The organism is Cellulophaga sp. RHA_52, assembly GCF_007827205.1.
Taxonomy (GTDB): Bacteria; Bacteroidota; Bacteroidia; order Flavobacteriales; family Flavobacteriaceae; genus Cellulophaga; species Cellulophaga lytica.
Genome location: NZ_VIRZ01000001.1, coordinates 1,229,519 through 1,255,134 on the forward strand (window position 1 = coordinate 1,229,519; position 25,616 = coordinate 1,255,134).

Sequence of the window (25,616 nt, forward strand, 5' to 3'; positions counted from 1 at the left end):
TTTTAAATAGTTAAATTCGCTTACCAATACTATTTCATTTGCCTTAAGCAGTGCAAAGATACTAATATCTTAAATAATGCTATGCCTCTTTACAAAACTATAACAGTAAACAATACCACAAAACTCTACATTTGGAAAATAGAAGAGTCAGAGGCAGAATTAGCTAAGCCAATTGCACTTACAGATCATTGCCAAAACAGATTAAACGGAATGAAATCTGATATGCACAGAAAAGGGTTTTTAAGTATAAGGCATTTGCTTAAACAAGCTGGTTATACAGATTTTGATTTAAGGTATGATGAGGTGGGGAAACCACACTTAAAAGATGGTAATTTTATATCTATAACACACTCACATCACTTTACAGGAATTATTGTTAGCAAGACAGATGAGGTTGGAGTTGATATAGAAATGCAGCGAGATAAAATTTTAAAAATTGCACATAAATTTACTCCAATTGAAGAGTACAAAACCATAGCAAATGTATCTGCATTAACCCAAAAACTAACTATAGTTTGGGGAGCAAAAGAATCGTTATATAAAATTTATGCGCAAAAAGGATTAAGTTTTTTGCATCACATAAATGTTAAAGATTTTACGTTTGCAGATGAGCAAACAACAGCAGAGATATTATACCAAGGAGCATCTTCATTTTATAAGGTTGCATTTTTAGAGTTTGAGGGTTTTACTTGTGTTTATGCATTAAAAACAACATAGACTTACTAATTTATTACTAATAATTTTACAATGAATATTTCTGTAGAACTTACATTTTCGCCACTTCAGGATACTTTTGAGGAGCACATAATTAATTTTATTAAAAAACTAAGAGCATCTGGATTAACAATTTTAGAGAACCCGCTAAGTACCCAAGTTTATGGAGATTATGATGAGGTAATGCGTGTTTTAAACTCAGAAATTAAAGAAGCATTTGAGTTAATGGACAAAGGGCTGCTTTTTATGAAAATTGTAAAATCTGACAGAAGCGATTATGAGCCACATTTTTGATTGGATTTTTGCGCAATACAATGGCGTACCAACACATTTAATAGTTTTAGAATCTATTGGTGTTTTATTTGGGTTGCTAAGTGTTATTTACTCTAAAAGAGAAAACATATTGGTTTTTCCTACAGGTATTATTAGCACCGCTATTTTTGTATATATTTTATTGGTATATGGCCTTTTAGGAGATATGATGATAAATGCCTACTATTTTTCTATGAGTATTTATGGTTGGTACGTTTGGACCAGAAAAGTAGATGCAAATCATTTTATACCAATAACAACAACAACGGTTAAAGATAAAATGTGGTCTGCAATTTTATTTACAATTACTATTGCATTTGTAACGCTTGTTTACTTGTTTTTTGATAAATTTAATAGTTGGACCGCTTATGTAGATACATTTACCACAGCAATTTTCTTTGTAGGTATGTGGTTAATGGCAAAAAAGAAGATTGAAAATTGGATATATTGGATTATAGGAGATGTTATTTCTGTTCCGTTATATTTGTATAAAGGACTTGTTTTTACAGCGTTACAATATTTTGTATTTACAGGAGTAGCAATTTTAGGATATTTAGCATGGAAGAAAAGTATAGGCAAGAGCCCACAAACATTGTTAAAGTAGTTTTGTTTGGGCCAGAGTCTACTGGTAAAACAACGCTGTCAGAACAATTAGCAAGGCATTACCATTCTGTTTGGGTGCCAGAATATGCTAGGGAGTATTTGCAAGACAAATGGAACAACGAGCGTAAAACCTGTGAACCTAAAGATCTTTTGCCAATTGCTGAAGGTCAAATGAAATTAGAGAATAAATTAGCAAAAAAGGCTACAGATGTACTTATTTGTGATACAGATTTGCTAGAGACTAAAGTGTACTCAGAGGCTTATTACATTGGAACTTGTGATCCTGTTTTAGAAAAATATGCCTTAGAAAACACATACGATTTATACTTTTTAACCTATGTAGACGTTCCTTGGGAGGCAGATGATTTAAGAGATAAGCCACAAGAACGTCAAGAAATGTTTAATTTTTTTAAACAAACATTGCTTAAGTATAATAGGAATTTTATTACTTTAAGGGGCGGTAAAGCAGAAAGACTAGCTACAGCAGTAGCAGCAATAGACAAAATACTAGAAAATAGATGAATTTTACAGATATAGATTTAAAGCAATTTGCAGCAAAAGGAATTACTAACGAAAAGGTTTTAGCTCAAATAGAAACCTTTAAAGAGGGGATACCTTTTGTAAATTTATCTAAAGCAGCCGTTGTAGGTGATGGTATCTTAAAATTTACAGATAAAGAGCAGGAAGAGCTTATTTCTTTGTTTGAAAAAGAACGTTCAGAAAAAGAATTGCTAAAATTTACTCCTGCCTCTGGTGCAGCAACACGTATGTTTAAGGCTTTATTTGCTTTTTTAGAAGTATATAACCCTAAAAAACAAACATTACAAGAGTATATAAATACATCAGAAGATAATGCTATTAAGACTTTTACAGAAGGATTAAAAAATTTCCCTTTTTATAAAGATGTAAAATCACGTATAGGTAATAATTTTTCGTCTACAGGAGAAGAAGTGTATGCTTTTGTGGAAGAATTATTAGCAGAAAATAAATTAAATTATGGCTTTTACCCCAAAGGATTATTGCCTTTTCATGCATACAAAAACGGTATTGTAACTCCGTTTTATGAACATTTAAAAGAGGCTGCATTGTACGCAACAACTGCTAAAAAGGCCAAGCTGCATTTTACAATTTCTGAACAGCATAAAAAAATGTTTTTAGAAAAGGAAGCGCAAGTATTAGATGTGGTTACAAAAGAAACAGGTGTTAGTTTTGAGGTAGATTATTCATTTCAGAAAGTAGAAACAGACACCATTGCTGTAGATATAGATAACATTCCTTTTAGATTAAAAAACGGAAGCTTATTGTTTAGGCCAGGAGGTCATGGGGCACTTATTGAAAATTTAAACGATAAAAAAGCAGATGTTATTTTTATAAAAAACATAGATAATATTATTGTAGAAGAACATTTAGAAACAATAGCTAACAGCAAAAAAATGCTAGCAGGGTTTTTATTAAAAGTTCAGAATAAAGCGTTTAAATATGCTTCAATTTTAGACAATAATGATGTTGATGACGATTTAATAAATGAAATTAGATTGTTTTTAAAGGAGGAATTAAATGTCAGATTTAAAAATGGATTTATTCACTTAGGAAAAGAAGATCAAATAGCACTTTTAAAAAATCATATAAACAGGCCAATTAGAGTTTGTGGTATGGTAAAAAACCTTGGAGATCCAGGTGGTGGGCCATTTTGGATTAAAGATTATCAAGAAAATGTTTCACTTCAAATAGTAGAGTCAGCACAAATTAATACGTCTAATTACAATCAGGCTAAAATATTGCAAAATGCAACTCATTTTAACCCAGTAGATTTAGTTTGTGGTGTTAAAAATTACAAAGGAGAAAAATATAATTTGTTAGACTTTGTAAATGAAAAGCAAGGTTTTATAACAGAAAAAACAAAAGAAGGAAGGCCTGTTAAGGCTTTAGAATTGCCTGGTCTTTGGAACGGAGCAATGGCATATTGGAACACTATTTTTGTAGAGGTGCCAAGTATTACTTTTAACCCAGTAAAAACAGTAAACGATTTGCTTAAATCTGCTCACCAACCGTTGTAATTACACGTGTTGGTCTAGCAGAATAGGGTTTCCGTCAGGGTCTACAATAACTAAGTTTGCAGGTCCTGTAGTGTTTTCATCTGCTTTTGAGCTAAGCTCAAGTCCAGAGGCAATTAATTGCTTTTGTATGTCTCTAATATCATCATAATTTTTAAGTGTATTTGCACTTTGGTCCCAACCAGGATTAAATGTTAGCATATTTTTATCAAACATTCCTTCAAACAAACCAATAATGGTGTTTTCGTTTTTAAGTATTAGATACTTTTTATCAATTTCACCAGCAAAAACACTAAAACCTAATTTTTCGTAAAAAGCTTTAGATGTTTTTATGTCTTTTACGCTTAAACTTATAGAAAATGCTCCTAATTTCATAATGTACATTTAGTTGTTGTAGTTAATAAAATTAACTTTTTTTTATGAATACTAGAAAGTGTGCCCTACATTTGCTGCCATCTCAAAGGGGTGCTTATTAGTTTAGGCTGAGATTATACCCAACGAACCTGAGCGGGTAATGCTGCTAAGGGAAGTAATAGCAACGCAGTACAGAAGTGTTAGCTAGGTTAAAAGGCAATTAATAAATGGAGCTTGCCACTCAAAAAAAATCTATACAATTTAACAAAAATAACAGCCCCTTTTATTTGTAATACTATTACGAATGAAAACAAACTGTTTTAAATTAAGTGCTACTACTCACAAAAATAGCAGCAATAAAAGACAAGTATACTTAAAAACTTTAGGCACAACTTTAGCTGTTTTTGGATTAGCTTTTACAAGCGCGGCACAAGAAAAAGAAATAGACACCTTAGAAGGTAAAAAGGTAGTTTTAGATGAGGTTTTAGTTTCTGGAGTACGTGTAACAACTCAATCTCCTGTAACATTCTCTAACTTAACCAAAGAGCAATTTAAATCTCGTAATTTAGGTCAGGATATTCCTATATTAATGAACTTTTTACCTGCTGTAGTAACCACTTCAGATGCTGGTGCTGGTGTTGGTTATACGGGTATTAGAGTGCGTGGTACAGATGCTACGCGTGTAAATGTTACTATAAATGGTATACCTTATAACGACTCTGAGTCTCACGGTACTTTTTGGGTTAATATGCCAGACTTTGCTTCTTCTACAGAGAATTTGCAATTGCAACGAGGTGTTGGTACATCTACTAACGGTTCTGGTGCTTTTGGTGCCAGTTTAAACATTTTAACAGATGCTGTTTCTGCAGATGCATACGGGCAAGTATCTACATCTATTGGTAGTTTTAATACGTTAAAAAACAATATTAAATTTAGTACAGGTTTATTAAATAATCACGTAGAAATTTCTGGTAGGTTGTCTAGAATTGCTTCAGATGGTTATGTAGACAGGGCTTCGTCTAACTTAGATTCTTACTTTTTGCAAGCTGCTTATGTAGATGATAATACTTTAATAAAGGCATTACTTTTTGGAGGTCATGAGGTCACGTACCAATCTTGGGATGGTATTGATGCAGAAACATTAAAAGAAAACAGAACATACAACCCGGTTGGTGCTTACAAAGATGAAAATGGTGTTACTCAGTTTTATGCTAACGAAAATGATGATTACAAGCAAGATCATTTTCAATTATTGTGGAACGAGCAAATTTCTGATATTTGGTCTACTAACTTGGCGGTACACTATACAAAAGGACGTGGTTTTTTTGAGCAATACAAAGAAGATGAAGATCCTGCAGATTATAATGGTATTGTAGCTGGTTTTAACGGAACAGATGTTACAGATTTAATTAGAAGAAGGTGGTTAGATAATGATTTTTATGGGACTACTTTTTCTGCTAACTATAAAGAAAACGGAGTAAACTTTATTATAGGTGGTGGCTATAATAAATATAAAGGAGACCATTTTGGAGAAGTAATTTGGGCACAGCAATTTACAGCTAATAGTAGTTATGAAGACCGTTATTATGATGATAACTCTACTAAAACCGACTTTAATATCTACACTAAATTAAATTATAATGTAGATGAGAAATGGAGCCTTTTTGGAGATGTACAATTCAGAAGAGTTGGTTATAAGGCTAACGGAGAAGATACAGGTTTGGTAAATGATAGGTTTAATTTTATAAATCCAAAAGCTGGGGTAACTTTTAACTTAAATAAAAATAATAATTTTTATGCTTCTTATGCTGTGGCAAACAGAGAGCCTAACAGAAATGATTATGAAAGCGGTAGTCCTAAGCCAGAAAAATTAAATGATTATGAGTTAGGTTGGCGCTATGTAACTTCTGCCGTACAAGTAAACACAAACTTATACTATATGGGTTATAAAGATCAACTGGTTGTTACGGGTGAGTTAAATGATGTAGGAGCTCCGCTTAGAGAAAATGTTGGAGATAGTTACCGTTTTGGTTTAGAAGTAGATGCAAATATTGTTTTTAATGATCAGCTCTCTACCAGACCAAACATTGCCGTAAGTAGTAATAAAAATAAAGATTTTTTCACAGATAGAGATGGAGATATACAAGACTTAGGAGATACAAATATTGCGTATTCGCCAAACGTTGTTGCCGGAAATATTTTTACTTATGCGCCAAAAGAGAACATAAAATTATCTTTTTTATCTAAATTTGTAGGCGAACAATACTTAAGTAACACAGATACAGAAGACTCTAAGTTAGATAGCTATTTTGTAAACGATTTTAATGTGGCTTACGAGATAAAATTTAATAAAATATTTAAGTCAGTTGTCTTAACCGGATTAGTAAATAATGTTTTTAATGAAAAATATGTATCTAACGGATATACATATTTAAATAGTTGGGACACTCCTGGCACTACTTTTGAAGTACAAGGTTATTACCCACAAGCAGGAACAAACTTTTTAGTGGGTGCAACATTTAATTTTTAAGATTTGAACACTAACCATGTTTACAAAGGGTGGGCCTTATTTTAGGTTTGCCCTTTTTTTAATTTCTAACAGTAACTATATTACCGTTTATAGATGAGCTGTAAAAAAGCATGTCATGATATCTATTGTCATCATCTGGCCTATTTAAAAATTGACCCGTAAATAAATTGTATTTATAGTCTTCGCATGGGCAAGTAACATTTTGCTTATCATCATCTAAAACCATAGTAGAGCAAGAGCTAGGCTCGTGGTTTGGGCAGCTAGCTTCAAAAGCCATAAAACTATCAAACCCTGTATTTATAACAAAAATACCTTTAGTGCCAACACCTTGACTGCCAACGTAAACGGCATTTCCAGTGTTTTTTAAGGCACTATATGATGGTAAGTTTAGGTTTAAATCTATTCTAAAACTAATCTCTTGTAGGTAAGGATTTCTGTTAGTTCTACCGCTATCACAAGAAAGTAATAGAAAAACGGCTAAAAGTGTAAAAAGTGTTTTCATAATATGTTTTCTTAGTACTAATACAACAGCAAATGTGAACAAAAATTATGTATATTTGTATAAAATCCTCTAGAAATAAGAGGATTTTCTTATTTATAAAATGATCATGTTATGAGTAACGTATCTTATTATACCGCAGAAGGTTTAAAAAAGTTAAAAGATGAGCTTAATCAGCTTAAAGACATAGAGCGCCCAAAGGCGTCACAAGCTATTGCAGAGGCTAGGGATAAAGGAGATTTATCTGAGAATGCAGAGTACGATGCAGCCAAAGAAGCACAAGGTTTATTAGAGCTTAAAATTTCTAAGTTAGAAGAAATTGTTGCTGGAGCCAGAATTATTGATGAGTCTCAGTTAGATACATCTAAGGTACTAGTTTTATCTACGGTTAAACTAAAAAACCAGTCTAATGGTATGGAAATGAAATATACCTTAGTTGCAGAAAGTGAAGCCGATTTAAAAACAGGGAAAATATCTGTAAACTCTCCAATAGGTAAAGGTTTGCTAGGTAAAAGTGTTGGTGACGAAGCAGAAATTGCTGTGCCTAACGGAAAAATTAAACTTACAATTTTAGAAATAACTAGAGCATAATGGCATCTATTTTCACTAAAATAATTAATGGCGAAATACCTTGTTATAAGGTGGCAGAAGATGCTAACTATTTTGCTTTTTTAGATATTAGCCCTAACGCAAAAGGGCATACGCTTTGTGTGCCCAAAAAAGAGGTAGATAAAATTCTAGATTTAGACGAAGAAACTTATATGGGGTTAATGGCTTTTTCAAGAAAAGTGGGTAAAGCTATTGAAGCTGTTATTCCTTGCAACCGTGTAGGTATGTCTGTTATTGGTTTAGAAGTGCCACACGTGCACGTGCATTTAATACCTCTAAATTCTATGGCAGATGCTTCATTTAAAAAGAAAGAGGAAGTTACTACAGAAGAGTTTACGGCTTTAGCAGCAAAAATAGCAGCTAAAATTCAATAATTTTTTGGGTAAAAATGTAAACTGCTATACCAACTATGGCAATTAGTACAAGCATAATTATATAAAATAAAGATGTAAATTTTACACTTGTTTTGTGCGGTATAGCTAACTTTTGGTAGTAGTTAAAAGAGCGCTCTATGTCATCTGTCCAGTTTACTGGGTATATTGTGCAGTGGCATCTTAGGCATTTTATATCATTACTTACCTCACTGGTAGTTTTGTGTATAAATTTGCCAAATTTTTGCTTTTGATAAAAAGTAACCATAAGCTCGTTATGAAAACATTCTGGACAGTTATTTTTTATGTTAGCCTCTTTTAGTATTACTAATTTCTCCTTAGACATAGTTAAATTTTTGTTTTTAACGAAATCTGCATTACAGTGCCATCTTTACTCGAAGATAACACTTTTACTTTACCGTTATGGTATTCTTCTACAATTCTTTTAACTAAAGACAGCCCTAAACCCCAGCCACGACGCTTAGATGTGTGCCCTGGATTAAAAATAGAAGCATAGTTTCCTTTAGGTATTCCATGGCCAGTATCAGACACTAAAATGTTTACAAAGCTTCCTGCAGGGATAATTTCTATGGCAATATGTCCTTTACCTCGCATAGCATCAATACCATTTTTAACTAAGTTTTCAATGGTCCAGTTGTACAAGGGTTTGTTAAGCATAACTGGCAGTTCATCTACTTTACTATCAAAAGAAAACTGAATTAATTTAGAGCTTCTTCGTTTTAAATAATCAAAAGCACTTTTAGTTTCGGCAACAATATCTTTTTCTTCAAGCTTAGGTAAAGACCCAATGTTAGAAAACCTGTCTGTAATAGTTTGTAGCCTACAAATATCTTTTTCAATTTCTACAGATATTTCTGGATTTATGTTTTCATCTTTTAACAACTCATTCCACCCCAAAAGAGAGGTAAGCGGAGTGCCTATTTGGTGTGCCGTTTCTTTAGCCATACCAGCCCAAAGTTTACTTTGTTCAGATGCTTTATTGGTTTTAAAGAAAAAGAAAATTACAGCACCAAATAAAAATATAATTAGTAATAGCGCTAAAGGGTAATATTTTAAATTATTTAAAACTTCAGAATTACCATAATAAAGGGTAGCAATTAGCTCTCCTTTATGGGTCATTAAAATAGGTGTATTTTCTTTTTTAAAATCCTCTATCTTTTGTTTTATAAAAGCAGTGTCTTTCTTTTTGTTGCCTTCTATGTTTTTTGCGTTAAAAGTGCCGCTTTTGTTCACCAAAATCATTGGTGTAGAGGTATTGTTTTGAAAAATCTTTAAATGTAAATCTCCTAAATCTTCCGTTTGTGAAGAGTTACGAAACTCGGTTTGGGCTGTGGCCCATATTTCCATTTTGTGTCTTTCTTCTTTCTTAAATTGCTCAAAAAAACTATTTGTATTCCATAAAATAAGGCTCACAATAAAGAAAGCGCCAACCATTAAGGAAATGTTTATAGTTTTGTTTTTTGGATTAAAATTCATTGTTCCAATTCTTGGGTTTAAAGATAACGTAATTTAATGCACATTTGGTATTTCTATCTTGCCATCTTGTTTTAAATAGCGGACAAATTATGTACCTTTGCATTCTATGAAAAAAACAATTTCTATAGTACCAAACGAGGTTACAACGGCTAAATTGCACGGATATCTTTTAGGTGCTGTTGGCCCTAGACCTATTGCATTTGCTAGCACAGTAGATAAAGATGGTAACCCTAACTTATCTCCTTTTAGTTTTTTTAATGTATTTAGTGCAAACCCGCCAATACTAATTTTTTCTCCTGCTAGGCGTGTTAGAAATAATACAACAAAACACACCTTAGAAAATGTATTAGAGACTAAGGAAGTTGTGGTAAATATTGTAAATTATGCAATAGTACAGCAAATGTCTTTGTCTAGTACAGAGTATGCAGAAGGGGTAAATGAGTTTAAAAAGGCTGGTTTAACAATGTTAAAGTCTGATGTGGTCACCCCTTTTAGGGTAGCAGAATCTCCAGTGCAGTTTGAGTGCAAAGTTACTAAAGTAGAGGCTTTAGGTGATGAAGGTGGTGCCGGTAATTTGGTGTTTTGCGAAGTTGTTAAGGTGCACGTAGATTCTTCAGTTTTAGATGAAAACGGAAGTATAGACCAACATAAAATAGATTTGGTTGCCCGTATGGGAGGTAATTGGTATAGCAGAGCTAAAGAAGGTATGTTTGAGGTTCCAAAACCGTTATCTACCTTAGGAATAGGTATAGATAGTTTGCCAGACAAAATAAAAAACAGTAAGTTGTTATCTGGTAATGATTTAGGGTTGTTAGGTAATATAGAAGTTTTACCAACAGCCAAAAGTGTACAACAATTTGTTAATGAAAATGAAGATGCACAAGCAACACTAGCAACTAATGATAGTGTACAGCTGCAATTAAAGGCTAAAGAATATATTTTTAATAACAACCCATTGGGAGCATTAAAATTATTGTTAGCAGGTATAGATATAATAGAATAAGAACTAAATTAATAAACACGCATAAGAAACTAATTTAAGATGGAAGTACAAGGAAAAGTGAAAATGGTTGGGGAAACTCAGACTTTTGGAAGTAACGGATTTAGAAAAAGAGAAATAGTTGTTACAACAGAGGAGCAGTATCCACAGCATATAATGGTAGAGTTTGTTCAGGATAAATGCGATTTGTTAAACGGTTATAGTGTTGGGCAACCAGTAAAAATTAGCATAAACCTTAGAGGTAGAGAATGGGTTAACCCACAAGGAGAAACTAAGTACTTTAACTCTATACAGGGTTGGAGAATAGAAAACTTACAACAAGCTGCTCCAAGCGGAGATGCAGGAATACCACCAGCTGCGCCAGCACAAGCTTTTGAGCCTGCTGATAATTTAAATGAAGAAGATCACGATGATTTGCCTTTCTAGGTTAAATGGTGAATCCAATATATTATTTAACAGATAAGTTAGAGTTTCCTCCAGTACATACAGCTAATGAAGAAGGTTTGTTAGCGGCTGGAGGAGATTTATCTGTAGAACGATTACAACTTGCCTATAAAAGCGGAATTTTTCCTTGGTTTGATGATGATAGATTGCCACTTTGGTGGAGTCCAGACCCAAGAATGGTATTGTTTCCGCAAGAATTAAAAGTTTCTAAAAGTATGCGTAAGCTTTTACGCGATAAAACTTTTACTGTCACAAAAAATAAAAATTTTGAAGAAGTAATTCACCGTTGTGCTACTGTACCAAGAGATGGGCAGCCAGGCACGTGGATTACCCAAAATATGCAAAACGCATATATAGAATTGCATAAAAAAGGCTTTGCACACTCTTACGAGGTTTGGTTAGATAACCAATTGGTGGGTGGTTTGTATGGCATAGATTTAGGTACTGTGTTTTGTGGAGAAAGTATGTTTAGTGATGTTAGCAACGCATCTAAATACGGTTTTATAACAATGGTACAAGAAATGCAAGCTAATAATTACAAACTTATAGATTGCCAAGTCTATACCCAGCACCTAGAGAGTTTAGGTGCCAGAGAAATAGATAGGGATTATTTTATGGAGTTTATTGAGTAGTTACCTAACATTTTAATGCAAATTGAAAACTAGAACTAAATACATATTTCTGATTATAGGAATTATTGATTCTGTACTGATATATTACAATCATAATAACGCTTTAGCTGAAACTAGTTTTGACCCACCAGAATTAAAATATTCCAAATGGTTGTTTGGGATTGGAATTTTATGTGTTGGACTGTATTTTTTAAATGAAAGATGGCGAAATATATTAGCTAAAATTATGTTAGGAGCTTTTGGAATTTGTTTAGCATTAAGCTTATATCTGTTTATCCAAGTCATTTAAATCGCAAAAAAAAAGACAGTTTTCTAATGGACGACTTACTCATACGAAACTGTTACTCAACGTTTACAATCTCAATTTCTTGTTGATAAGTCTCAATAATTATTTGATGTTTTAAATGCCCTAGTAATGTATCTTTGGTATATGGGTTTTTGGGAATTTATCGGACTCATATCTTCAGTATTTTGAATCATTTCATTCTTCAAAAATGACTTTTTGGTTCTAAGCCTTTTAAAAAAAATCTAATTTTAGGGTATCCTAATTCGTAAAAACATATCAATATGTTAGTGAAGGATTCTCAGTTGGCAAAATTATTCTTGGCACTAAATCTAGAGGATTAGTTGAAATAGATATTTCAGAATTTGATATATCAACAGCGGAATTCTTAAAAATTATTAATACCGGAATAAAAAGCGTCTCAGCACTTCAGTAGATTACGTCTTAATCCATTCAGAATTGATAATGTCAATACTAGAGCAAAAAAAAATATATTTAATCCCGTAAATGAAGGTTATACAAGACTGAATTTAACTCTACTTTAAACTACTTGCTGTATGTGGGTTACTTAACAACTCTTTAAAAACTGCCCAGCGTTTTTCTGGTTGGTCTACAGTACCTCCTTTAGCTTTTACATAGTCTGCAACTAGGTCTTTACCTAAATTATAATTTATAACATAGCTACGGTACTGGTCTATAAAACGTGTGCGTTGCAATGCTCTATCTGGTGCGTAAAACAAATATTTTTCTAGCCATTTGGCAGCTTCTTCTCTAGAGATTTCTCCGTTTAAATATTGCCTTGCAGCTTCATTACCTGCGTAATTTAGCTTACCTATTAGTCCTAGAATTTTATAGTATTTATCGGCCTTGCTAGCATCTAAACCTGCAATAGGGAAAAGTACTTCTTTTTCAAAAGCAACACGCTCATCTCCTGGGAAAGCTACGTCTATACCATAGTTTGCACTACCTTCTGCTATTAAAGATTGCGGAGAAAATAATGGATATACCGAAAATTCTTTCCATCCTTTAGCATCAACTAAATTTTGTTCTAATAGCGCATTAAATACGTGGTGACCAGGGTAACCTTCGTGGCAAGCTAAGTCTATTGCACGTTGTATAAAAATTGGAAAATCGGTATTTATCTGTATTAAACTTTTACTTTTACCTTGGTAGTAATTGTAGCCAGACCAACTTTTATCATTTACATATTCTAACACAAAATCTTCATTCTGTGGTAATTTAAAATGGTGATTAGTTCTTTTTCTTGCTTCTGTAATAGCAACTCTAAAAACAGTATCTAGCTTATCTTTTGGTATTATAAATTGTTTTTCAAAAGCAGCATATCTAGTAGCTAAATCTTCATCTCCTGGTAGCTCTTCTTCTAAAGCAGCAATAAGTTTGTTAAAGTGCTCTTCTGTAAAATGCGGTGGTTCTGCATCATATAAAAGTTTAGCTTCTTCATCAAAACTATAGGTTTTACCTGCTAGCATCTCTAACTTGGTTTTTACAGCAGTTAGTTGCTTTTTAAACATTGTATGTCTTGCTTTTTCAATACTAGAAAAAGCAGTTGTATCTACCAAATTAGCGCTATTTATTAATGTGTTGGTTCTGGCTATAAAATCTGAAGCTGGTATAGTATCTAATTTAGCTGAGGTTGGTTTCCATTCTTCTGGGCCATAATAAGCATCAACAAAATCACTATTATATTGTCCTACTTCTAAAACCAGTTTTACGTAATCTTCTGCTAAAGCATTCATTTTAGGCTTTTCTGGTGGTTTACTACAAGATCCTAATGCTATTACAGCAAATAAGGCTGCTATTTTATTCTTCATAAATGTTATTCTTTAGTGGTAATGTTTAAAAGACTCTCATTAAACAAATTAAAAATACGTGTATATTCATCTGTCCAGCTACTAGGCTCTACAAAACCGTGACGCTCTACAGGATAAACAGCCATTTCCCAGTTCTTTTTTTCTAACTCTATTAAACGCTGAGATAAACGTACCATATCTTGAAAATGCACATTATCATCTACCATACCGTGTAGAATTAATAAATCTCCTTTTAAACCATCTGCATAATAAATAGGAGAGCTTTTTCTGTAAGCAATGCTATCTGTAACCGGAGTATTTAAAATACGTGCAGTATAACCGTGGTTGTAAGCAGCCCAATCACCTACAGAACGTATTGCAGCACCAGCTTTAAAAGTGTCTGGAGCATTAAACATTCCCATTAATGTTATAAATCCGCCATAAGAACCGCCATAAATTCCGATTTTATCTTTGTCTATACCATATTTATCTACTAATAATTTTGCGCCATCTACTTGGTCCGATAAATCTTTACCACCCATATGGCGGTAAATCCCGGTTCGCCACTTGCTGCCATAACCAGCACTACCTCTGTAATCTATGTCTAACACAGTATACCCATTATCTACCAATATGTTATGAAACATATACTCTCTGTAGTAAGAGCTCCACCATTTGTGTGCATTTTGTAAATAGCCAGCTCCGTGTACAAAAATTACAGCAGCTTTGTTTTTTGTTGCTGTTTTAGGTTGATATAACCTTGCGTATACCTCGGCTCCGTCCTCAGCTTTAAAGGTAATAACCTCAGGATCTTTCCAGGTGTATTTTTTAAAACTGTCTGTAAGTGAATTTGTAATTTGTTTTGGAGCTGTTTTAGATCTGTTTTTTATTGGATTAGGTTGTATGTATAACTCTGTTGGTTTGTTGCTGTACGAATGTAAAATAGCCATTTGGCGCTCATCTGGAGATAAAGTAACCTCGTTATTACCAACCATTGTGGTTAACTGAGTTAATTTACCACCTTTTAAAGGCATTGTATAAAACTGTCTGTCTCCAGGGTGATTTTTATTAGCTGTAAAATACCAACGTTTTTTGTCTGTAGAAATGGTTGGTTCATAAATTTCAAAATTACCAGAGGTAAGTGCTTTTGTTTTTTTAGTTAACACATTAGTGGTGTACAAATGAGAATAACCTGTTTTTTCAGACTGGTACCAAATACTATTGTCATCTGGTAACCAACCTAAATTACCCCAACCAATTCCTGGGCCGGCAATCCAAGCTTTATCGTGTTGGTGGTCTAAATTGGTAACGGTACCATCAGCAAGATTTAAAAGAACTATCCAACGGTCTTTATAATCGTTAGAGCTAATATCTAAAACGGCTTTTTTACCATCTGCACTCCAAATAGGACCAACTATGTAGCCAATTCTGTTGTCGTTTTTATATGTTTTGTTTGGGTAGTCTTTAGTGTACTCTGGTACATAATCTAAACCTTCTAAATTATTTAAAGATACAGGGTATGTTTTTTTGTTTTTAATATCATAAATATGAAGCTCATAGCTGCTTGGCTTGTCACCAACCTTAGAGCGTGTATTTTCATTTTCTACATAGCCAGATTCTGTTACAAAATGCGGCATAGTAGTACGCTTGTTACTTGCATAAGTGGCAGCAATGTAGGTTACATAACTACCATCTGTACTAATACTTTGGCTGCTAATAGACTTACCTTCTGTGTATATAGAAAATAGCTCTTTTTCTTTGTAGCGTTCCATTGCCTTTTTGCGAGCGTCTTCTTTGGCTTTGCGTTCTCTTAAAACATCAAAAAGAGCAAGTTGGTCATTACGTAACCATTCATCTTTATCGCTTAAGTGCTTTTCTTTATCTTTTTTGTCTGTAAAATTTGTGATTTGCGCAGTTGCACCAGTTTTTATATTCCAAGTATAAATATTTTGTCCTTTTTGATATGCAATTTTACTGTCGTTTTCTATAAATTTTGCATTTCTTTCTCGGTCTGTAGTTTGGGTAACCTGTATGGTTTTATTGGTAGTAATATCTGTATAAAAAATATCGCCACGTTTTATATATACATTTTTTGTTCGTTTAGAATTAAAAGTTGGGGTAGAAGGTAGGTTGTATTCGGTTTCAAAATCTACTTTACTAATATTGCCATTAGTGCTGTTGTAAACGTAAAGAGAGTCGCTATATGCATTTTCTGTATTCCAGTTAAAATAAATGCTTTTACTGTCTTGAGACCATTTAGCACTAGAAGGTAAGTGGCCAATAAAGTCACTACCCTGCATAATTTGTTTAATGCTTAAAACCGATTTGTTATTTTCTTGAGCGTAGATTGATAGTGAGCAAAGCAGAATGCTTATGCTAAAAAGGAACTTTTTTTTCATTTTCTTTTGGTTCTTTCTGATGATTTTTTGGCTAAGTCAGTGTCAGTATTTTGTTTAATGCACTAAAGTTAGCATTATTTCCAATTCTATAGTAATATATTCCAAGTATCTGTTTGGTCTGTAAACGAGTGGCTGTAGAATGTAAAACTTAATTTAATTAAGAATAAAATAGCTAAAATGGATTATCAACTAAAAAAAAGGTATAAAAAAAGGCTGGTAAATAACCAGCCTTTAAAATATGTAAGCTTAAAATTTAATTTACAACCAATACAAAATAATTCTTTTTGCCACGTTGTAATAATACAAATTTGTTGTTAATTAAGTCTTTGCTTGTAATAACGTAATCTTCTTTTACTTTTTCTTTGTTTACAGAAATTGCATTTTGTTTAAGTTCTCTACGTGCAGCACCATTAGAGTCTAAAAACTGAGTTTTAGCAGCTAATGCACCAATCATATCCAAACCTTCTTCAATATCTGCAGCAGTTACTTCTGCCTGTGGTACACCTTCAAAAATATCTAAAAAAGTTTTTTCGTCTAGTGTTTTTAAATCTTCAGAAGTAGATTTTCCAAATAAAATATTACTTGCCTTTATAGCATTGTCTAAATCTTGTTTAGAGTGTACACTAATTGTAATTTCTTCTGCTAATTTTTTCTGTAAAGCACGCATATGTGGCGCTTCTTTATGTTCTGCAATTAATGCATCAATTTCTTCTTTAGTTAAAAAAGTAAAGATTTTTATAAATTTTTCAGCATCCTCATCAGATGTGTTTAGCCAGTATTGGTAAAACTTGTAAGGAGAAGTACGTTCTGCATCTAACCAAATGTTACCACCTTCAGTTTTTCCAAACTTAGTACCATCTGCTTTTGTAATTAATGGGCAGGTAAGTGCATAGCCTTTACCGCCACCAATTCTACGTATCATTTCTGTGCCCGTAGTAATATTTCCCCATTGGTCACTGCCACCCATTTGTAAGGTACAGTTGTGTTCTTTAAACAAGTGGAAAAAATCATACCCTTGCACTAATTGGTATGTAAACTCTGTAAAAGACATTCCTTCTTTGGCTTCAGAAGTTAAACGTTTTTTTACAGAATCTTTAGCCATCATGTAGTTAACGGTAATATGTTTACCAACATCACGAATAAATTCTAGAAATGAAAATTCTTTCATCCAATCGTAATTATTAACTAAAACAGCAGCATTTTCTTCGTTACTTTTAAAATCTAAAAAGCGAGATAGCTGGTCTTTTATAGCATTTTGGTTGTGTCTAAGTGTTTTTTCATCTAGCAAATTACGTTCTGCAGATTTTCCAGACGGATCACCAATCATGCCTGTAGCTCCACCAATTAACGCATATGGTTTGTGACCTGCTAGTTGAAAATGACGTAGCATCATTACACTAACCAAATGGCCAATATGTAAAGAGTCTGCTGTTGGGTCTATACCCACATAAGCAGCACGCATTTGTTCTAGTAAGTGTTCCTCTGTTTCGGGCATAACATCATGTATCATACCCCTCCATTTTAATTCTGCGACAAAATTAGAAGCCATTGTATTTTATGTTTTGTAATAGTAGATGCAAATATAAAAGAAATAGAGAGCTTTGGCAGTAGTCTACAGTAAATTAAATTGCTAAATTTGAACTATGATATTGGTAACAGGAGGCACAGGATTAGTAGGCGCGCATCTTTTATTGCAGCTGCTTAAAACAGAGGACGCAGTAAAGGCTATACATAGGCCAAGCAGTAACTTGGAGCAGGTAAAAAAAGTATTTTCTTATTATGTAGACAATGCAGATGAGTTATTTGCAAAAATTAATTGGGTTGTTGCAGATGTTACAGATATACCTTCTTTAGAAGATGCATTTATTAACGTTACGCACGTTTACCATTGCGCAGCTTTAATTTCTTTTGACCCTAATGATTATTTTAAATTAAGACACGTAAATACAAAAGGCACTGCCAATATTGTAAATATTTGTTTGGCTAATAATGTGCAAAAGCTAACTTACGTAAGTTCTATTGCTACTTTGGGTAAAAATGAAGCAACACCAATTGTTACTGAAGAAACAGAATGGAATGATGCAGATGTAAATGTTTATGCACTTACAAAATATGCAGCAGAAATGGAAGTTTGGCGAGGTACACAAGAAGGTTTAGATGCTGTAATTGTAAACCCAGGTGTTATTTTAGGGCCTGGATATTGGGACTCTGGAAGTGGACAATTTTTTAGTAAAATAGCAAATGGTTTAAAATACTACCCACCAAGTGGTAGCGGATTTGTAGGTGTTGCAGATGTTGCAGATATGTGTATTGAGCTAATGAAATCTGACTTAAAAAACGAACGCTATATTGCTGTAGCCAAAAATGCTACGTTTAAAGAGGTTTTAGATAAAATAGCAAAAGAAATTAACAAGCCAAAACCAACTAAGGCTTTAAAAATATGGCAGTTAAATATTTTGTGTAAGTTAGACTGGTTGGTGCATTTATTTACCAGAAGAGGTCGTAAGCTGTCTAAAATGCAAGTACACGGCTTAAAAAGTCAAGATATGTACCAAAACGCAAAAATTAAAGAAGCTATAAACTTTAAGTTTACAGATTTAGATACCGTTATTAAAACTACTTCTTCCCTGCTTTTACAGGAGCAACTTTAAGTTTTTCTGGATTCTTTTTTCTGCTAGCAGCAATACTATCTGCTTTTAATTCTCTTTTGCGGTCTAATTGAGTTCTTATGGTGTCTAATTTACGCTGTATTTCTTTATAAAAACCTTCATAAACAACAGGGTTGGCAGCGTAATAAATATCGCTATCTGCAAACTGTGTACTATCTATATTGTATTTTTTATAGATATATGGCATTGTTTTTACATTGTTTTCTACCAATACATTGGAGTTGGTATTTTTTGCAGCTGTAATAAGTGCTAAATCATACAAAATATCTACCATTTCCTCTTCACTAATAAGATTATCTGGTTTTTTAATAGCACTCTCTGCACAAGAAGCAACTGTAGCAATCACTAAAAGTAACGTTAAAAACTTTTTCATCTTTTATATGTGTTAATGGTGTAACGCTAATTCTTTAATTACCTGTTAAAGGTTAATCTATGTGCATTTTTTTGTTCAGAAACCACGCCGTTTTCATATGCTAAATGTCCATTAACAAAGGTATGAGAAATTTTAGATTTAAATGTGTAGTCTTCAAACGGAGACCAACCACATTTGTATAAAATGTTAGACTTGCTTACTTGCCAAGGACTATTGGTGTCTACAATAACTAAATCTGCAAAGTACCCTTCTTTAATATATCCTCTTTTTTCAATTTGAAATAAAATAGCAGGGTTATGACACATTTTTTCTACCATACGTTCTATAGTAATTGTGCCATCTAAAACTTTCTCTAGCATAGCAGGTAAAACGTGTTGTACTAACGGTCCTCCAGATGGTGCTTTTGTGTAAACGTTATCTTTTTCTTCAAAAGTATGTGGTGCGTGGTCTGTTGCAATAACATCAATACGGTCATCTAAAAGAGCGTCCCACAGCATAGACCTGTCTTCTGCAGTTTTAACAGCAGGATTCCATTTTATAAGTGTTCCTTTTTCTTTGTAATCTTCATCAGAAAACCACAAGTGATGAACACAAACCTCTGCTGTAATTTTTTTGTCTTTTAAAGGAATATCGTTTCTAAAAAGACTTGTTTCTTTTCCTGTAGATAAATGAAAAACGTGTAGTCTGGCACCCGTTTTTTCTGCCAGAGCAATAGCCTTAGAAGAAGACAAATAACACGCCTCTGTACTTCTAATAATTGGGTGATATTCTATAGGAATGTTGTCTCCGTACTTTTCTTTATACGTAGCCATATTTTTGCGAATAGTAGTTTCGTCTTCGCAATGAGCCGATATAACCATTTCTGTATTGCTAAATATTTTTTCAATAACCTCTTCGTTATCTACCAACATATTTCCGGTAGAAGAACCTAAAAATAGTTTAACACCAGAACAAGCGTTTTTATCTAGTTTTTTTAATTCCTCTAAATTGTCATTAGTACCACCAAACAAAAACGAATAGTTAGCGTAAGAACTCTCTTTTGCTACAGCAAATTTTTCTTCTAACTTTTCTATTGTTGTTGTCTGCGGATTTGTATTTGGTTGCTCCATAAAAGTAGTAACACCACCTGCAACAGCAGCTTTACTTTCTGTAGCAATATTTCCTTTGTGCGTAAGTCCTGGTTCTCTAAAATGTACTTGGTCATCTATAATGCCAGGTAATACGTAATTGCCTTTAGCGTCTATAACCGTAGCATTAGCATCACTAATAGAACTACTTATTTTTTCTATATAATTACCGTTTAAAAGAATATCACAATTGGTAATTGTGCCTTCATTTACAACCTTAGCGTTTTTTATTAGTGTCTTTTTCATTTTAAAATTTGTTTTTTTGAAACAAGCTTATGTATTTCATTTTTATTACTCCAAAAACAGCTTCGCCAATAATTGAAGAACTCATCTTAGATTTTCCGCGTACTCTATCTGTAAAAACAATAGGTACTTCTTGTATTTTAAAGCCTTTTAAATGTGCTCTAAATTTCATTTCTATTTGAAAAGCGTACCCGATAAAACGGACCGTATCTAAACTTAGGTTTTCTAATACTTTTCTTTTATAACAAATAAAGCCAGCGGTTGGGTCATCTACACGCATACCAGTTATCATTTTTACATAAAATGATGCGCCATAAGAAAGCAATATTCTAAACAAAGGCCAATTTACAACATTAATACCTTTTACATACCTAGAGCCAATGGCTAAGTCTGCACCAGCAATACAAGCATTGTAAAGGTTCATTAAATCTTTTGGAGAATGAGAAAAATCTGCATCCATTTCAAAAATATAGTCGTATTTATGAGCAATTGCCCATTTAAAACCGTGTATGTATGCGGTTCCTAAACCTGCTTTTTCTTTACGTACTTCTAAAAACAGTTTGTGTTTAAATTGTGCCTGTAGTTCTATTACTTTTTGTGAAGTACCGTCTGGGGAGTTATCATCTACAATAAGAATATGAAATTCTTTTTTTAATGCAAAAACGGCATTAATAATAGCCTCTATATTTTCTATCTCATTAAAAGTAGGAATTATAACTAAGCTATCTGTCATTCTTTTTTTAGTATTGAATGCACAAAAGTACTATTTAAATTTTAGTGGTAAAACCCAAAGTGCGTTTTATGATTTATTTACAATAGTATTGCGTCTTTTTTAAGTTTTAACACGTATTAATTAATAAAGTTGGTCTAAGTATTAATTTGTAGTTTTGTGCCAATTATACGTATACAAAAAGAAAAATGGAATCTATAACAAGGGTTTTTAATAATGTAGATTGGGTTACCGCCATATTTGTGGTTAGTCTTTTTGTGTTGGTTTTAAGCAAAACTTTTTTTTACCATAAGTTTATAAATTTTGTAGCGCTACCATTTAATAACAAATACATTTTTTTACATAGTAAAAAACATATTTTATTTAACTGGTTTAATGTTTTATGGAGCGTTTTTTTATGGTTAAATGTAGCTTTGTTTGTTTATTATTTGCTTAGTATTTTTAAAATAGGAGGTACGCTTACTCCTATAAATTACCTTTATATTTTTGCAATTATTAGTTTATTTGTTGTAGTAAAATTAGTATTACAATTTATTAATAGTTTTATTTTTAACGCCGAAACAGCAATAGTTCATATAGTTTTTAATAAAGTTTCTTATCAAAATTACAGCGGATTAGTGTTGTTTGTCGCTAATATTTTTCTTACATATATTACACCATATTCTGAGCTAGTTGCTTATTTGGCGCTGGTTTTGTTTATCGTTGTACTGTGCATTGGTTGGGTTAATCTGCTAAGAATTCATCGAAATTTCATTACAGTTAATTTTTTCTATTTTATTTTGTACCTTTGCGCACTCGAAATTTCACCTTTTGTGATAATAGGTAGTTACCTAAAATATTGATGTCTATGAAGATAAAAACGATTTTGGTTTCTCAACCAGAACCTAAAATGGAGAACTCTCCCTATTCAAGACTTATTGAAAAGGAGAAGTTAAAAGTAGATTTTAGACCGTTTATACATGTAGAGGGAGTTGATGCTAAAACAGTGCGTCAGCAAAAAATTGATTTAAATAACTTTACAGCAATAGTGCTAACGAGTAGAAATTCTGTAGATCACTTTTTTAGAATAGCAGAAGAAATGCGTTTTAAAGTGCCAGATTCTATGAAGTACTTTTGCCAGTCTGAGGCTGTGGCTTACTATCTTCAGAAATATGTAGTTTACCGTAAACGTAAAATATATGTTGGTAAAAGAATGTTTGCAGATTTAGCCCCGTTGTTAAAAAAGTATAAAACAGAAAAATTTCTTTTACCTTCTTCAGATGTATTAAAGCCAATTGTTCCTGAAACATTGGATGGTCTTGGTTTGGATTGGAAGAGAGCTATTTTTTACAAAACAGTAATTAGTGATTTGTCTGACTTAAGAGATGTGTATTATGATATACTTGTTTTCTTTAGTCCGTCTGGAATTGAATCTTTATTAAAGAATTTTCCTGACTTTGAACAGAATGATACTAAAATAGCTGTTTACGGAAATACAACAGTTAATGCTGCTACAGATGCTGGTTTACGTATAGATATACTTGCGCCAACACCAGAAACGCCATCTATGACAATGGCTTTACAGAAGTACATTACTACTGCAAATAAAAAATAAAAACAATACGTTATACGCAAAAGCCTCATTTTTTAATGAGGCTTTTTTTATTGCAATTTATACAATACTAAAATGTTATTTTTTTAAACTATGTAAAAAAGATCTCATTTTTGGTATAATTTTATCTGCATCTTCTTCTAGAGCAAAGTGACCGGTATTGTAGATATTGTAATCTATATTTTTTACATCTTTTTTAAATGCTTCTGCTCCACTTTCAGGAAAGAATGCGTCATTTTTACCCCAAACAATTAATAATGGAGGTTGGTTGTCTCTTAAATATTGTTGCCATTTAGGGTATAGTTTTATATTATTTTGATAATCATAAAACAAATCTAAATTTACAGTATGCGCATTTTGTCTAGATAATCTAAGGTAGTCTAAATGCCAAGTATCTGGATTTATATTTTCTGAATTTCTGGTGCCGTGCGTGTATTGCCATTCTAAACCTTCTAAGGAAAATGATGGTAGTAATGCATTTTCTGTAGTTTCATTTCTGTTAGCCCAAAACTCTTTTGTAGTTTTCCAAGCTTCACCTAAACCTTCTTCATAAGCATTACCATTTTGGTTAATTATGGCGGTTATTCTATCTGGGTTTGCTGTTGCTATTCTAAATCCTATAGGTGCGCCATAATCTTGTATCATAATAGCGTAATTTGTTATAGATTTTTGCTCTAAAAATGAATTTATTGTTTTAGCAATATTGTCAAAAGTATACTCATATTCTTTTTGTGAAGGAAAATCACTATTTCCAAAACCAGGATAGTCTGGAGCTATTAAATAGTACTCATTTGATAGCTGGTTTAATACTTTTCTGTATTGATGAGAAGAAGACGGAAACCCGTGTAATAGTACTATTGTTGGGTTGTTACTGTCTCCTGCTTCTCTATAAGCAATTTTCACACCATTTACATTTTCCGTTTTGTATTTTACATTATTCATTTTTTTATTTTTTATAGTTTCTACATTTTTTTTACTGCTTGTTGTTTCTGTTTTATCCTTGCAGGCAGTTATTAACATTAATAATAACAAGGGCACTAGTTGTAATTTTCTCATTTTATATTATTCTTTCGTTTTTATTTATTTGCAAATCATTAATACTTGCATAGCGTTTTTGCATTAATCCGTTTTCGTCAAATTCCCAATTTTCATTTCCGTAAGCTCTGTACCATTGTCCATTATTACTTTGATACTCGTAAATAAACCTAACGGCAATTTTATTTTCATTAAAGCTCCAGAGCTCTTTTTTTAATTTATAGTTATGCTCTTTTATCCATTTGTTTTTTAAAAACTCTTGCACCTCTTTTCTACCATTAATAAAACTGGTTCTATTACGCCATTCTGTATTAAGGGTATATGCCATAGATACTTTAATGGGGTCTTTACTGTTCCAAGCATCTTCTGCTAATTGTACCTTTTGTATGGCTGTTTCTTGGGTAAAGGGAGGTAATGGGTTTTTTTTCATAATTATTTATTTAAATTACCGAACATTCGGTAAAATATTAATTTAAATTTTTTTATCTTTTTAAGTAACTATTTTCTATGTTTTGCATTGTGTTTTCAAAAACTGACAAATCACCTAAGCCCTTTGTTACAATTAGGCAACCTTGTATTTGTATTAGTACTTGCATAGCTTTTTTTTCAGCTTCTTCTGATGTAAAGCTTAGGGCAATACCTATTTCTTTAAAAGCAGACAACCACTGTGTCATCCCTTTATTTATTTGCGCTTCAAACAACTCTATACCAGCTTGCATAGATAGTGCTCTAAATATACAAATGGCATCTCCACCATCATACAATTCACGTATGGCCAATAATCCTTTTTTTAAACGGACTGTAGGTGTTAAGTTGGTGTCTAAAAGCGTATGAAAAACATTGGTGTTAATCCACTCTTCTAAATGTACTAAAACAGCGTCTGCCATCTCTTGTTTGCCGTTAGGAAACCTATGGTAAAGACTTGCTTTTTTTAAACCAGTAGCATCAGATAATTCTTTTAAACTAGCACCTTCATATCCTCTAGATCTAAAAATTTTAGTTAAGCCGTTTAATATTTCTTTGTCTAATACTTTTTGTGGTCTCATAGGGCAAATGTAATATATTTTTTTAATTACCGAACGATTGGTAAAATATTTAACATAATTTTAAATGTTATCATTGTATTTTTTTGTCTTTCTATTAATGTACTGTCACAAATGTTAAGAACTAAAATTAATTTTATTGGTACAATACATACCTTGGAGGCTTTAATCCGTTTAAACGCATATAAACTAGCATTTGAGCTCTATGGTGCGTAATATGATCTGTGAGTAGTAATAAAATTTGTCTTTTGGTTCTGTTGGCTCCAAAATAGTCAAGTCTTTCATCTAGCTTTTTTGTATCAAATTCAGAAATAAAAGCACTAGTAACGTCAAAAGTATTGCTAATTGTGGTAATCATTTCTTCTTTAGATTTGTTACCTATTTTAAGCTCTGTATCTGTTTCCCAATTTCTAGCATCTCTACCACCCATTAAAGATTGGCTATGCCAATCCATAGCCCAAGCAATGTGCATTAAATGCTCTGCAAAACTCATAGAATCTGGTGTTGGTTTAAAAATATATTTATCGTTAGGCATTGTTTCTGCAACAAGAATTAAATACTTTTTAGAAGTTTCTAAACGTTCTAAATATTCTTTTATAAAAGTCTTGTTGGTTTGTGCAAATAAAGGTTTTACAAAACAAGAAATTAGAAGAACAAGAGTGAGAGTTTTTCTCATATTATATAGTTTTTTGA

29 protein-coding genes are annotated in these 25,616 nt (G+C 32.5%); 15 read left to right on the plus strand and 14 right to left on the minus strand.

What is annotated here, in order from left to right; genetic code table 11:
* Positions 1-81: 81 nt before the first annotated feature.
* The 5 genes from JM80_RS05360 to JM80_RS05380 are packed head-to-tail and all read left to right on the plus strand — an operon-like array spanning position 82 to position 3,686.
* Positions 82-717, plus strand: a complete 636-nt coding sequence (locus JM80_RS05360) for a 4'-phosphopantetheinyl transferase superfamily protein (RefSeq protein WP_144709403.1) — start codon at positions 82-84, stop codon at positions 715-717.
* A 30-nt stretch (positions 718-747) separates the two neighbouring features.
* Positions 748-1,008, plus strand: a complete 261-nt coding sequence (locus JM80_RS05365; RefSeq protein WP_034645919.1) for a thiamine-binding protein — start codon at positions 748-750, stop codon at positions 1,006-1,008.
* A complete protein-coding gene (pnuC, locus tag JM80_RS05370; RefSeq protein ID WP_013620588.1) occupies positions 992-1,630 on the plus strand; it encodes a nicotinamide riboside transporter PnuC in 639 nt (212 codons plus the stop codon). Before JM80_RS05365 ends, pnuC begins: the two co-directional genes overlap by 17 nt.
* Positions 1,585-2,151: an AAA family ATPase gene (locus JM80_RS05375; protein ID WP_013620587.1), complete on the plus strand. Its 567-nt coding sequence runs from the start codon at positions 1,585-1,587 to the stop codon at positions 2,149-2,151. The genes pnuC and JM80_RS05375 overlap by 46 nt, the downstream gene beginning before the upstream one ends.
* A complete protein-coding gene (locus tag JM80_RS05380; protein WP_144709404.1) occupies positions 2,148-3,686 on the plus strand; it encodes a DUF4301 family protein in 1,539 nt (512 codons plus the stop codon). Before JM80_RS05375 ends, JM80_RS05380 begins: the two co-directional genes overlap by 4 nt.
* On the opposite strand, the gene JM80_RS05385 is transcribed toward JM80_RS05380, so the two are convergent.
* The gene (locus JM80_RS05385) at positions 3,687-4,058 is read right to left on the minus strand and encodes a VOC family protein (RefSeq protein ID WP_034645913.1); all 372 of its coding nucleotides are present in this window, start codon (positions 4,056-4,058) and stop codon (positions 3,687-3,689) included.
* Positions 4,059-4,341: 283 nt separating this feature from the next.
* Here JM80_RS05385 and JM80_RS05390 point away from each other — a divergent pair, with 283 nt between their 5' ends.
* Positions 4,342-6,567 (plus strand): TonB-dependent receptor, encoded by a 2,226-nt coding sequence (locus tag JM80_RS05390; RefSeq protein WP_034645912.1) that lies wholly within the window; start codon positions 4,342-4,344, stop codon positions 6,565-6,567.
* A 58-nt stretch (positions 6,568-6,625) separates the two neighbouring features.
* On the opposite strand, the gene JM80_RS05395 is transcribed toward JM80_RS05390, so the two are convergent.
* Positions 6,626-7,069, minus strand: a complete 444-nt coding sequence (locus tag JM80_RS05395) for a hypothetical protein (protein ID WP_075694641.1) — start codon at positions 7,067-7,069, stop codon at positions 6,626-6,628.
* A gap of 111 nt (positions 7,070-7,180) precedes the next feature.
* On the opposite strand from JM80_RS05395, the gene greA reads away from it, so the two are divergent.
* Together greA and JM80_RS05405 are read left to right on the plus strand one after the other, a co-directional pair.
* On the plus strand, positions 7,181-7,657 hold the full coding sequence (gene greA / locus JM80_RS05400; RefSeq protein ID WP_013620582.1) for a transcription elongation factor GreA: 477 nt from the start codon (positions 7,181-7,183) through the stop codon (positions 7,655-7,657).
* On the plus strand, positions 7,657-8,049 hold the full coding sequence (locus JM80_RS05405) for an HIT family protein (protein WP_075694640.1): 393 nt from the start codon (positions 7,657-7,659) through the stop codon (positions 8,047-8,049). The genes greA and JM80_RS05405 overlap by 1 nt, the downstream gene beginning before the upstream one ends.
* On the opposite strand, the gene JM80_RS05410 is transcribed toward JM80_RS05405, so the two are convergent.
* Together JM80_RS05410 and JM80_RS05415 are read right to left on the minus strand one after the other, a co-directional pair.
* On the minus strand, positions 8,036-8,392 hold the full coding sequence (locus tag JM80_RS05410) for a hypothetical protein (RefSeq protein ID WP_144709405.1): 357 nt from the start codon (positions 8,390-8,392) through the stop codon (positions 8,036-8,038). The two genes, JM80_RS05405 and JM80_RS05410, sit on opposite strands and share 14 nt — an antisense overlap.
* 2 nt (positions 8,393-8,394) lie before the next feature.
* Entirely contained in the window at positions 8,395-9,543 is a 1,149-nt protein-coding gene (locus JM80_RS05415) for a HAMP domain-containing sensor histidine kinase (protein WP_013620579.1), read from the minus strand.
* A gap of 106 nt (positions 9,544-9,649) precedes the next feature.
* Here JM80_RS05415 and JM80_RS05420 point away from each other — a divergent pair, with 106 nt between their 5' ends.
* Genes JM80_RS05420 through JM80_RS05435 form a run of 4 tightly spaced genes read left to right on the plus strand, consistent with a single transcriptional unit; the run spans position 9,650 to position 11,908 of the window.
* Entirely contained in the window at positions 9,650-10,546 is an 897-nt protein-coding gene (locus tag JM80_RS05420; protein ID WP_034645900.1) for a flavin reductase family protein, read from the plus strand.
* 39 nt (positions 10,547-10,585) lie between these two features.
* The gene (locus JM80_RS05425; RefSeq protein WP_013620577.1) at positions 10,586-10,969 is read left to right on the plus strand and encodes a DUF3127 domain-containing protein; all 384 of its coding nucleotides are present in this window, start codon (positions 10,586-10,588) and stop codon (positions 10,967-10,969) included.
* A 5-nt stretch (positions 10,970-10,974) separates the two neighbouring features.
* Positions 10,975-11,619, plus strand: coding sequence for a leucyl/phenylalanyl-tRNA--protein transferase (gene aat / locus JM80_RS05430; RefSeq protein WP_144709406.1), 645 nt, complete (start codon positions 10,975-10,977; stop codon positions 11,617-11,619).
* Positions 11,620-11,641: 22 nt separating this feature from the next.
* A complete protein-coding gene (locus tag JM80_RS05435) occupies positions 11,642-11,908 on the plus strand; it encodes a hypothetical protein (RefSeq protein ID WP_144709407.1) in 267 nt (88 codons plus the stop codon).
* A 530-nt stretch (positions 11,909-12,438) separates the two neighbouring features.
* Here the strand turns inward: JM80_RS05435 and JM80_RS05440 are convergent.
* The 3 genes from JM80_RS05440 to tyrS form a co-directional block, all read right to left on the minus strand.
* Positions 12,439-13,734, minus strand: coding sequence for a DUF885 domain-containing protein (locus JM80_RS05440; RefSeq protein WP_144709408.1), 1,296 nt, complete (start codon positions 13,732-13,734; stop codon positions 12,439-12,441).
* A gap of 5 nt (positions 13,735-13,739) precedes the next feature.
* Positions 13,740-16,112: a prolyl oligopeptidase family serine peptidase gene (locus JM80_RS05445; protein WP_144709409.1), complete on the minus strand. Its 2,373-nt coding sequence runs from the start codon at positions 16,110-16,112 to the stop codon at positions 13,740-13,742.
* A 253-nt stretch (positions 16,113-16,365) separates the two neighbouring features.
* Positions 16,366-17,661, minus strand: coding sequence for a tyrosine--tRNA ligase (tyrS, locus tag JM80_RS05450; protein ID WP_144709410.1), 1,296 nt, complete (start codon positions 17,659-17,661; stop codon positions 16,366-16,368).
* Positions 17,662-17,755: 94 nt separating this feature from the next.
* On the opposite strand from tyrS, the gene JM80_RS05455 reads away from it, so the two are divergent.
* On the plus strand, positions 17,756-18,763 hold the full coding sequence (locus JM80_RS05455) for an NAD-dependent epimerase/dehydratase family protein (protein WP_144709411.1): 1,008 nt from the start codon (positions 17,756-17,758) through the stop codon (positions 18,761-18,763).
* Here JM80_RS05455 and JM80_RS05460 read toward each other — a convergent pair.
* Genes JM80_RS05460 through JM80_RS05470 form a run of 3 tightly spaced genes read right to left on the minus strand, consistent with a single transcriptional unit; the run spans position 18,729 to position 21,257 of the window.
* Positions 18,729-19,154: a DUF4296 domain-containing protein gene (locus JM80_RS05460; RefSeq protein WP_013620569.1), complete on the minus strand. Its 426-nt coding sequence runs from the start codon at positions 19,152-19,154 to the stop codon at positions 18,729-18,731. The two genes, JM80_RS05455 and JM80_RS05460, sit on opposite strands and share 35 nt — an antisense overlap.
* A gap of 38 nt (positions 19,155-19,192) precedes the next feature.
* Entirely contained in the window at positions 19,193-20,527 is a 1,335-nt protein-coding gene (locus tag JM80_RS05465) for a dihydroorotase (protein WP_013620568.1), read from the minus strand.
* A gap of 1 nt (position 20,528) precedes the next feature.
* Complete coding sequence (locus JM80_RS05470; RefSeq protein ID WP_034645884.1) at positions 20,529-21,257, minus strand: polyprenol monophosphomannose synthase; 729 nt, start codon at positions 21,255-21,257, stop codon at positions 20,529-20,531.
* 185 nt (positions 21,258-21,442) lie between these two features.
* Here JM80_RS05470 and JM80_RS05475 point away from each other — a divergent pair, with 185 nt between their 5' ends.
* Positions 21,443-22,096: a DUF4271 domain-containing protein gene (locus JM80_RS05475; protein WP_013620566.1), complete on the plus strand. Its 654-nt coding sequence runs from the start codon at positions 21,443-21,445 to the stop codon at positions 22,094-22,096.
* A 5-nt stretch (positions 22,097-22,101) separates the two neighbouring features.
* Positions 22,102-22,848 (plus strand): uroporphyrinogen-III synthase, encoded by a 747-nt coding sequence (locus JM80_RS05480; protein WP_034645978.1) that lies wholly within the window; start codon positions 22,102-22,104, stop codon positions 22,846-22,848.
* A 75-nt stretch (positions 22,849-22,923) separates the two neighbouring features.
* On the opposite strand, the gene JM80_RS05485 is transcribed toward JM80_RS05480, so the two are convergent.
* From JM80_RS05485 to JM80_RS05500, 4 genes are all read right to left on the minus strand, one after another.
* Positions 22,924-23,901 (minus strand): alpha/beta fold hydrolase, encoded by a 978-nt coding sequence (locus JM80_RS05485; protein WP_144709412.1) that lies wholly within the window; start codon positions 23,899-23,901, stop codon positions 22,924-22,926.
* 1 nt (position 23,902) lies between these two features.
* Entirely contained in the window at positions 23,903-24,310 is a 408-nt protein-coding gene (locus JM80_RS05490) for a nuclear transport factor 2 family protein (protein WP_144709413.1), read from the minus strand.
* Positions 24,311-24,362: 52 nt separating this feature from the next.
* Positions 24,363-24,926, minus strand: a complete 564-nt coding sequence (locus JM80_RS05495) for a TetR/AcrR family transcriptional regulator (RefSeq protein ID WP_034645878.1) — start codon at positions 24,924-24,926, stop codon at positions 24,363-24,365.
* Between the two features lie 133 nt (positions 24,927-25,059).
* On the minus strand, positions 25,060-25,599 hold the full coding sequence (locus JM80_RS05500; protein WP_144709414.1) for a DinB family protein: 540 nt from the start codon (positions 25,597-25,599) through the stop codon (positions 25,060-25,062).
* Positions 25,600-25,616: the final 17 nt, after the last annotated feature.

Coding starts and splice junctions, on each gene's coding strand:
- JM80_RS05420 (WP_034645900.1), top strand. CDS start 9,650: ATGAAAAAAACAATTTCTATAGTACCAAACGAGGTTACAACGGCTAAA.
- JM80_RS05405 (WP_075694640.1), top strand. CDS start 7,657: ATGGCATCTATTTTCACTAAAATAATTAATGGCGAAATACCTTGTTAT.
- JM80_RS05465 (WP_013620568.1), bottom strand. CDS start 20,527: ATGAAAAAGACACTAATAAAAAACGCTAAGGTTGTAAATGAAGGCACA.
- JM80_RS05470 (WP_034645884.1), bottom strand. CDS start 21,257: ATGACAGATAGCTTAGTTATAATTCCTACTTTTAATGAGATAGAAAAT.
- JM80_RS05500 (WP_144709414.1), bottom strand. CDS start 25,599: ATGAGAAAAACTCTCACTCTTGTTCTTCTAATTTCTTGTTTTGTAAAA.
- aat (WP_144709406.1), top strand. CDS start 10,975: ATGGTGAATCCAATATATTATTTAACAGATAAGTTAGAGTTTCCTCCA.
- JM80_RS05440 (WP_144709408.1), bottom strand. CDS start 13,734: ATGAAGAATAAAATAGCAGCCTTATTTGCTGTAATAGCATTAGGATCT.
- JM80_RS05490 (WP_144709413.1), bottom strand. CDS start 24,310: ATGAAAAAAAACCCATTACCTCCCTTTACCCAAGAAACAGCCATACAA.
- JM80_RS05455 (WP_144709411.1), top strand. CDS start 17,756: ATGATATTGGTAACAGGAGGCACAGGATTAGTAGGCGCGCATCTTTTA.
- JM80_RS05360 (WP_144709403.1), top strand. CDS start 82: ATGCCTCTTTACAAAACTATAACAGTAAACAATACCACAAAACTCTAC.
- JM80_RS05445 (WP_144709409.1), bottom strand. CDS start 16,112: ATGAAAAAAAAGTTCCTTTTTAGCATAAGCATTCTGCTTTGCTCACTA.
- JM80_RS05480 (WP_034645978.1), top strand. CDS start 22,102: ATGAAGATAAAAACGATTTTGGTTTCTCAACCAGAACCTAAAATGGAG.
- JM80_RS05395 (WP_075694641.1), bottom strand. CDS start 7,069: ATGAAAACACTTTTTACACTTTTAGCCGTTTTTCTATTACTTTCTTGT.
- JM80_RS05410 (WP_144709405.1), bottom strand. CDS start 8,392: ATGTCTAAGGAGAAATTAGTAATACTAAAAGAGGCTAACATAAAAAAT.
- JM80_RS05390 (WP_034645912.1), top strand. CDS start 4,342: ATGAAAACAAACTGTTTTAAATTAAGTGCTACTACTCACAAAAATAGC.
- JM80_RS05485 (WP_144709412.1), bottom strand. CDS start 23,901: ATGAGAAAATTACAACTAGTGCCCTTGTTATTATTAATGTTAATAACT.
- JM80_RS05380 (WP_144709404.1), top strand. CDS start 2,148: ATGAATTTTACAGATATAGATTTAAAGCAATTTGCAGCAAAAGGAATT.
- JM80_RS05365 (WP_034645919.1), top strand. CDS start 748: ATGAATATTTCTGTAGAACTTACATTTTCGCCACTTCAGGATACTTTT.
- JM80_RS05475 (WP_013620566.1), top strand. CDS start 21,443: ATGGAATCTATAACAAGGGTTTTTAATAATGTAGATTGGGTTACCGCC.
- JM80_RS05425 (WP_013620577.1), top strand. CDS start 10,586: ATGGAAGTACAAGGAAAAGTGAAAATGGTTGGGGAAACTCAGACTTTT.
- tyrS (WP_144709410.1), bottom strand. CDS start 17,661: ATGGCTTCTAATTTTGTCGCAGAATTAAAATGGAGGGGTATGATACAT.
- JM80_RS05375 (WP_013620587.1), top strand. CDS start 1,585: ATGGAAGAAAAGTATAGGCAAGAGCCCACAAACATTGTTAAAGTAGTT.
- JM80_RS05385 (WP_034645913.1), bottom strand. CDS start 4,058: ATGAAATTAGGAGCATTTTCTATAAGTTTAAGCGTAAAAGACATAAAA.
- JM80_RS05495 (WP_034645878.1), bottom strand. CDS start 24,926: ATGAGACCACAAAAAGTATTAGACAAAGAAATATTAAACGGCTTAACT.
- greA (WP_013620582.1), top strand. CDS start 7,181: ATGAGTAACGTATCTTATTATACCGCAGAAGGTTTAAAAAAGTTAAAA.
- JM80_RS05460 (WP_013620569.1), bottom strand. CDS start 19,154: ATGAAAAAGTTTTTAACGTTACTTTTAGTGATTGCTACAGTTGCTTCT.
- JM80_RS05415 (WP_013620579.1), bottom strand. CDS start 9,543: ATGAATTTTAATCCAAAAAACAAAACTATAAACATTTCCTTAATGGTT.
- pnuC (WP_013620588.1), top strand. CDS start 992: ATGAGCCACATTTTTGATTGGATTTTTGCGCAATACAATGGCGTACCA.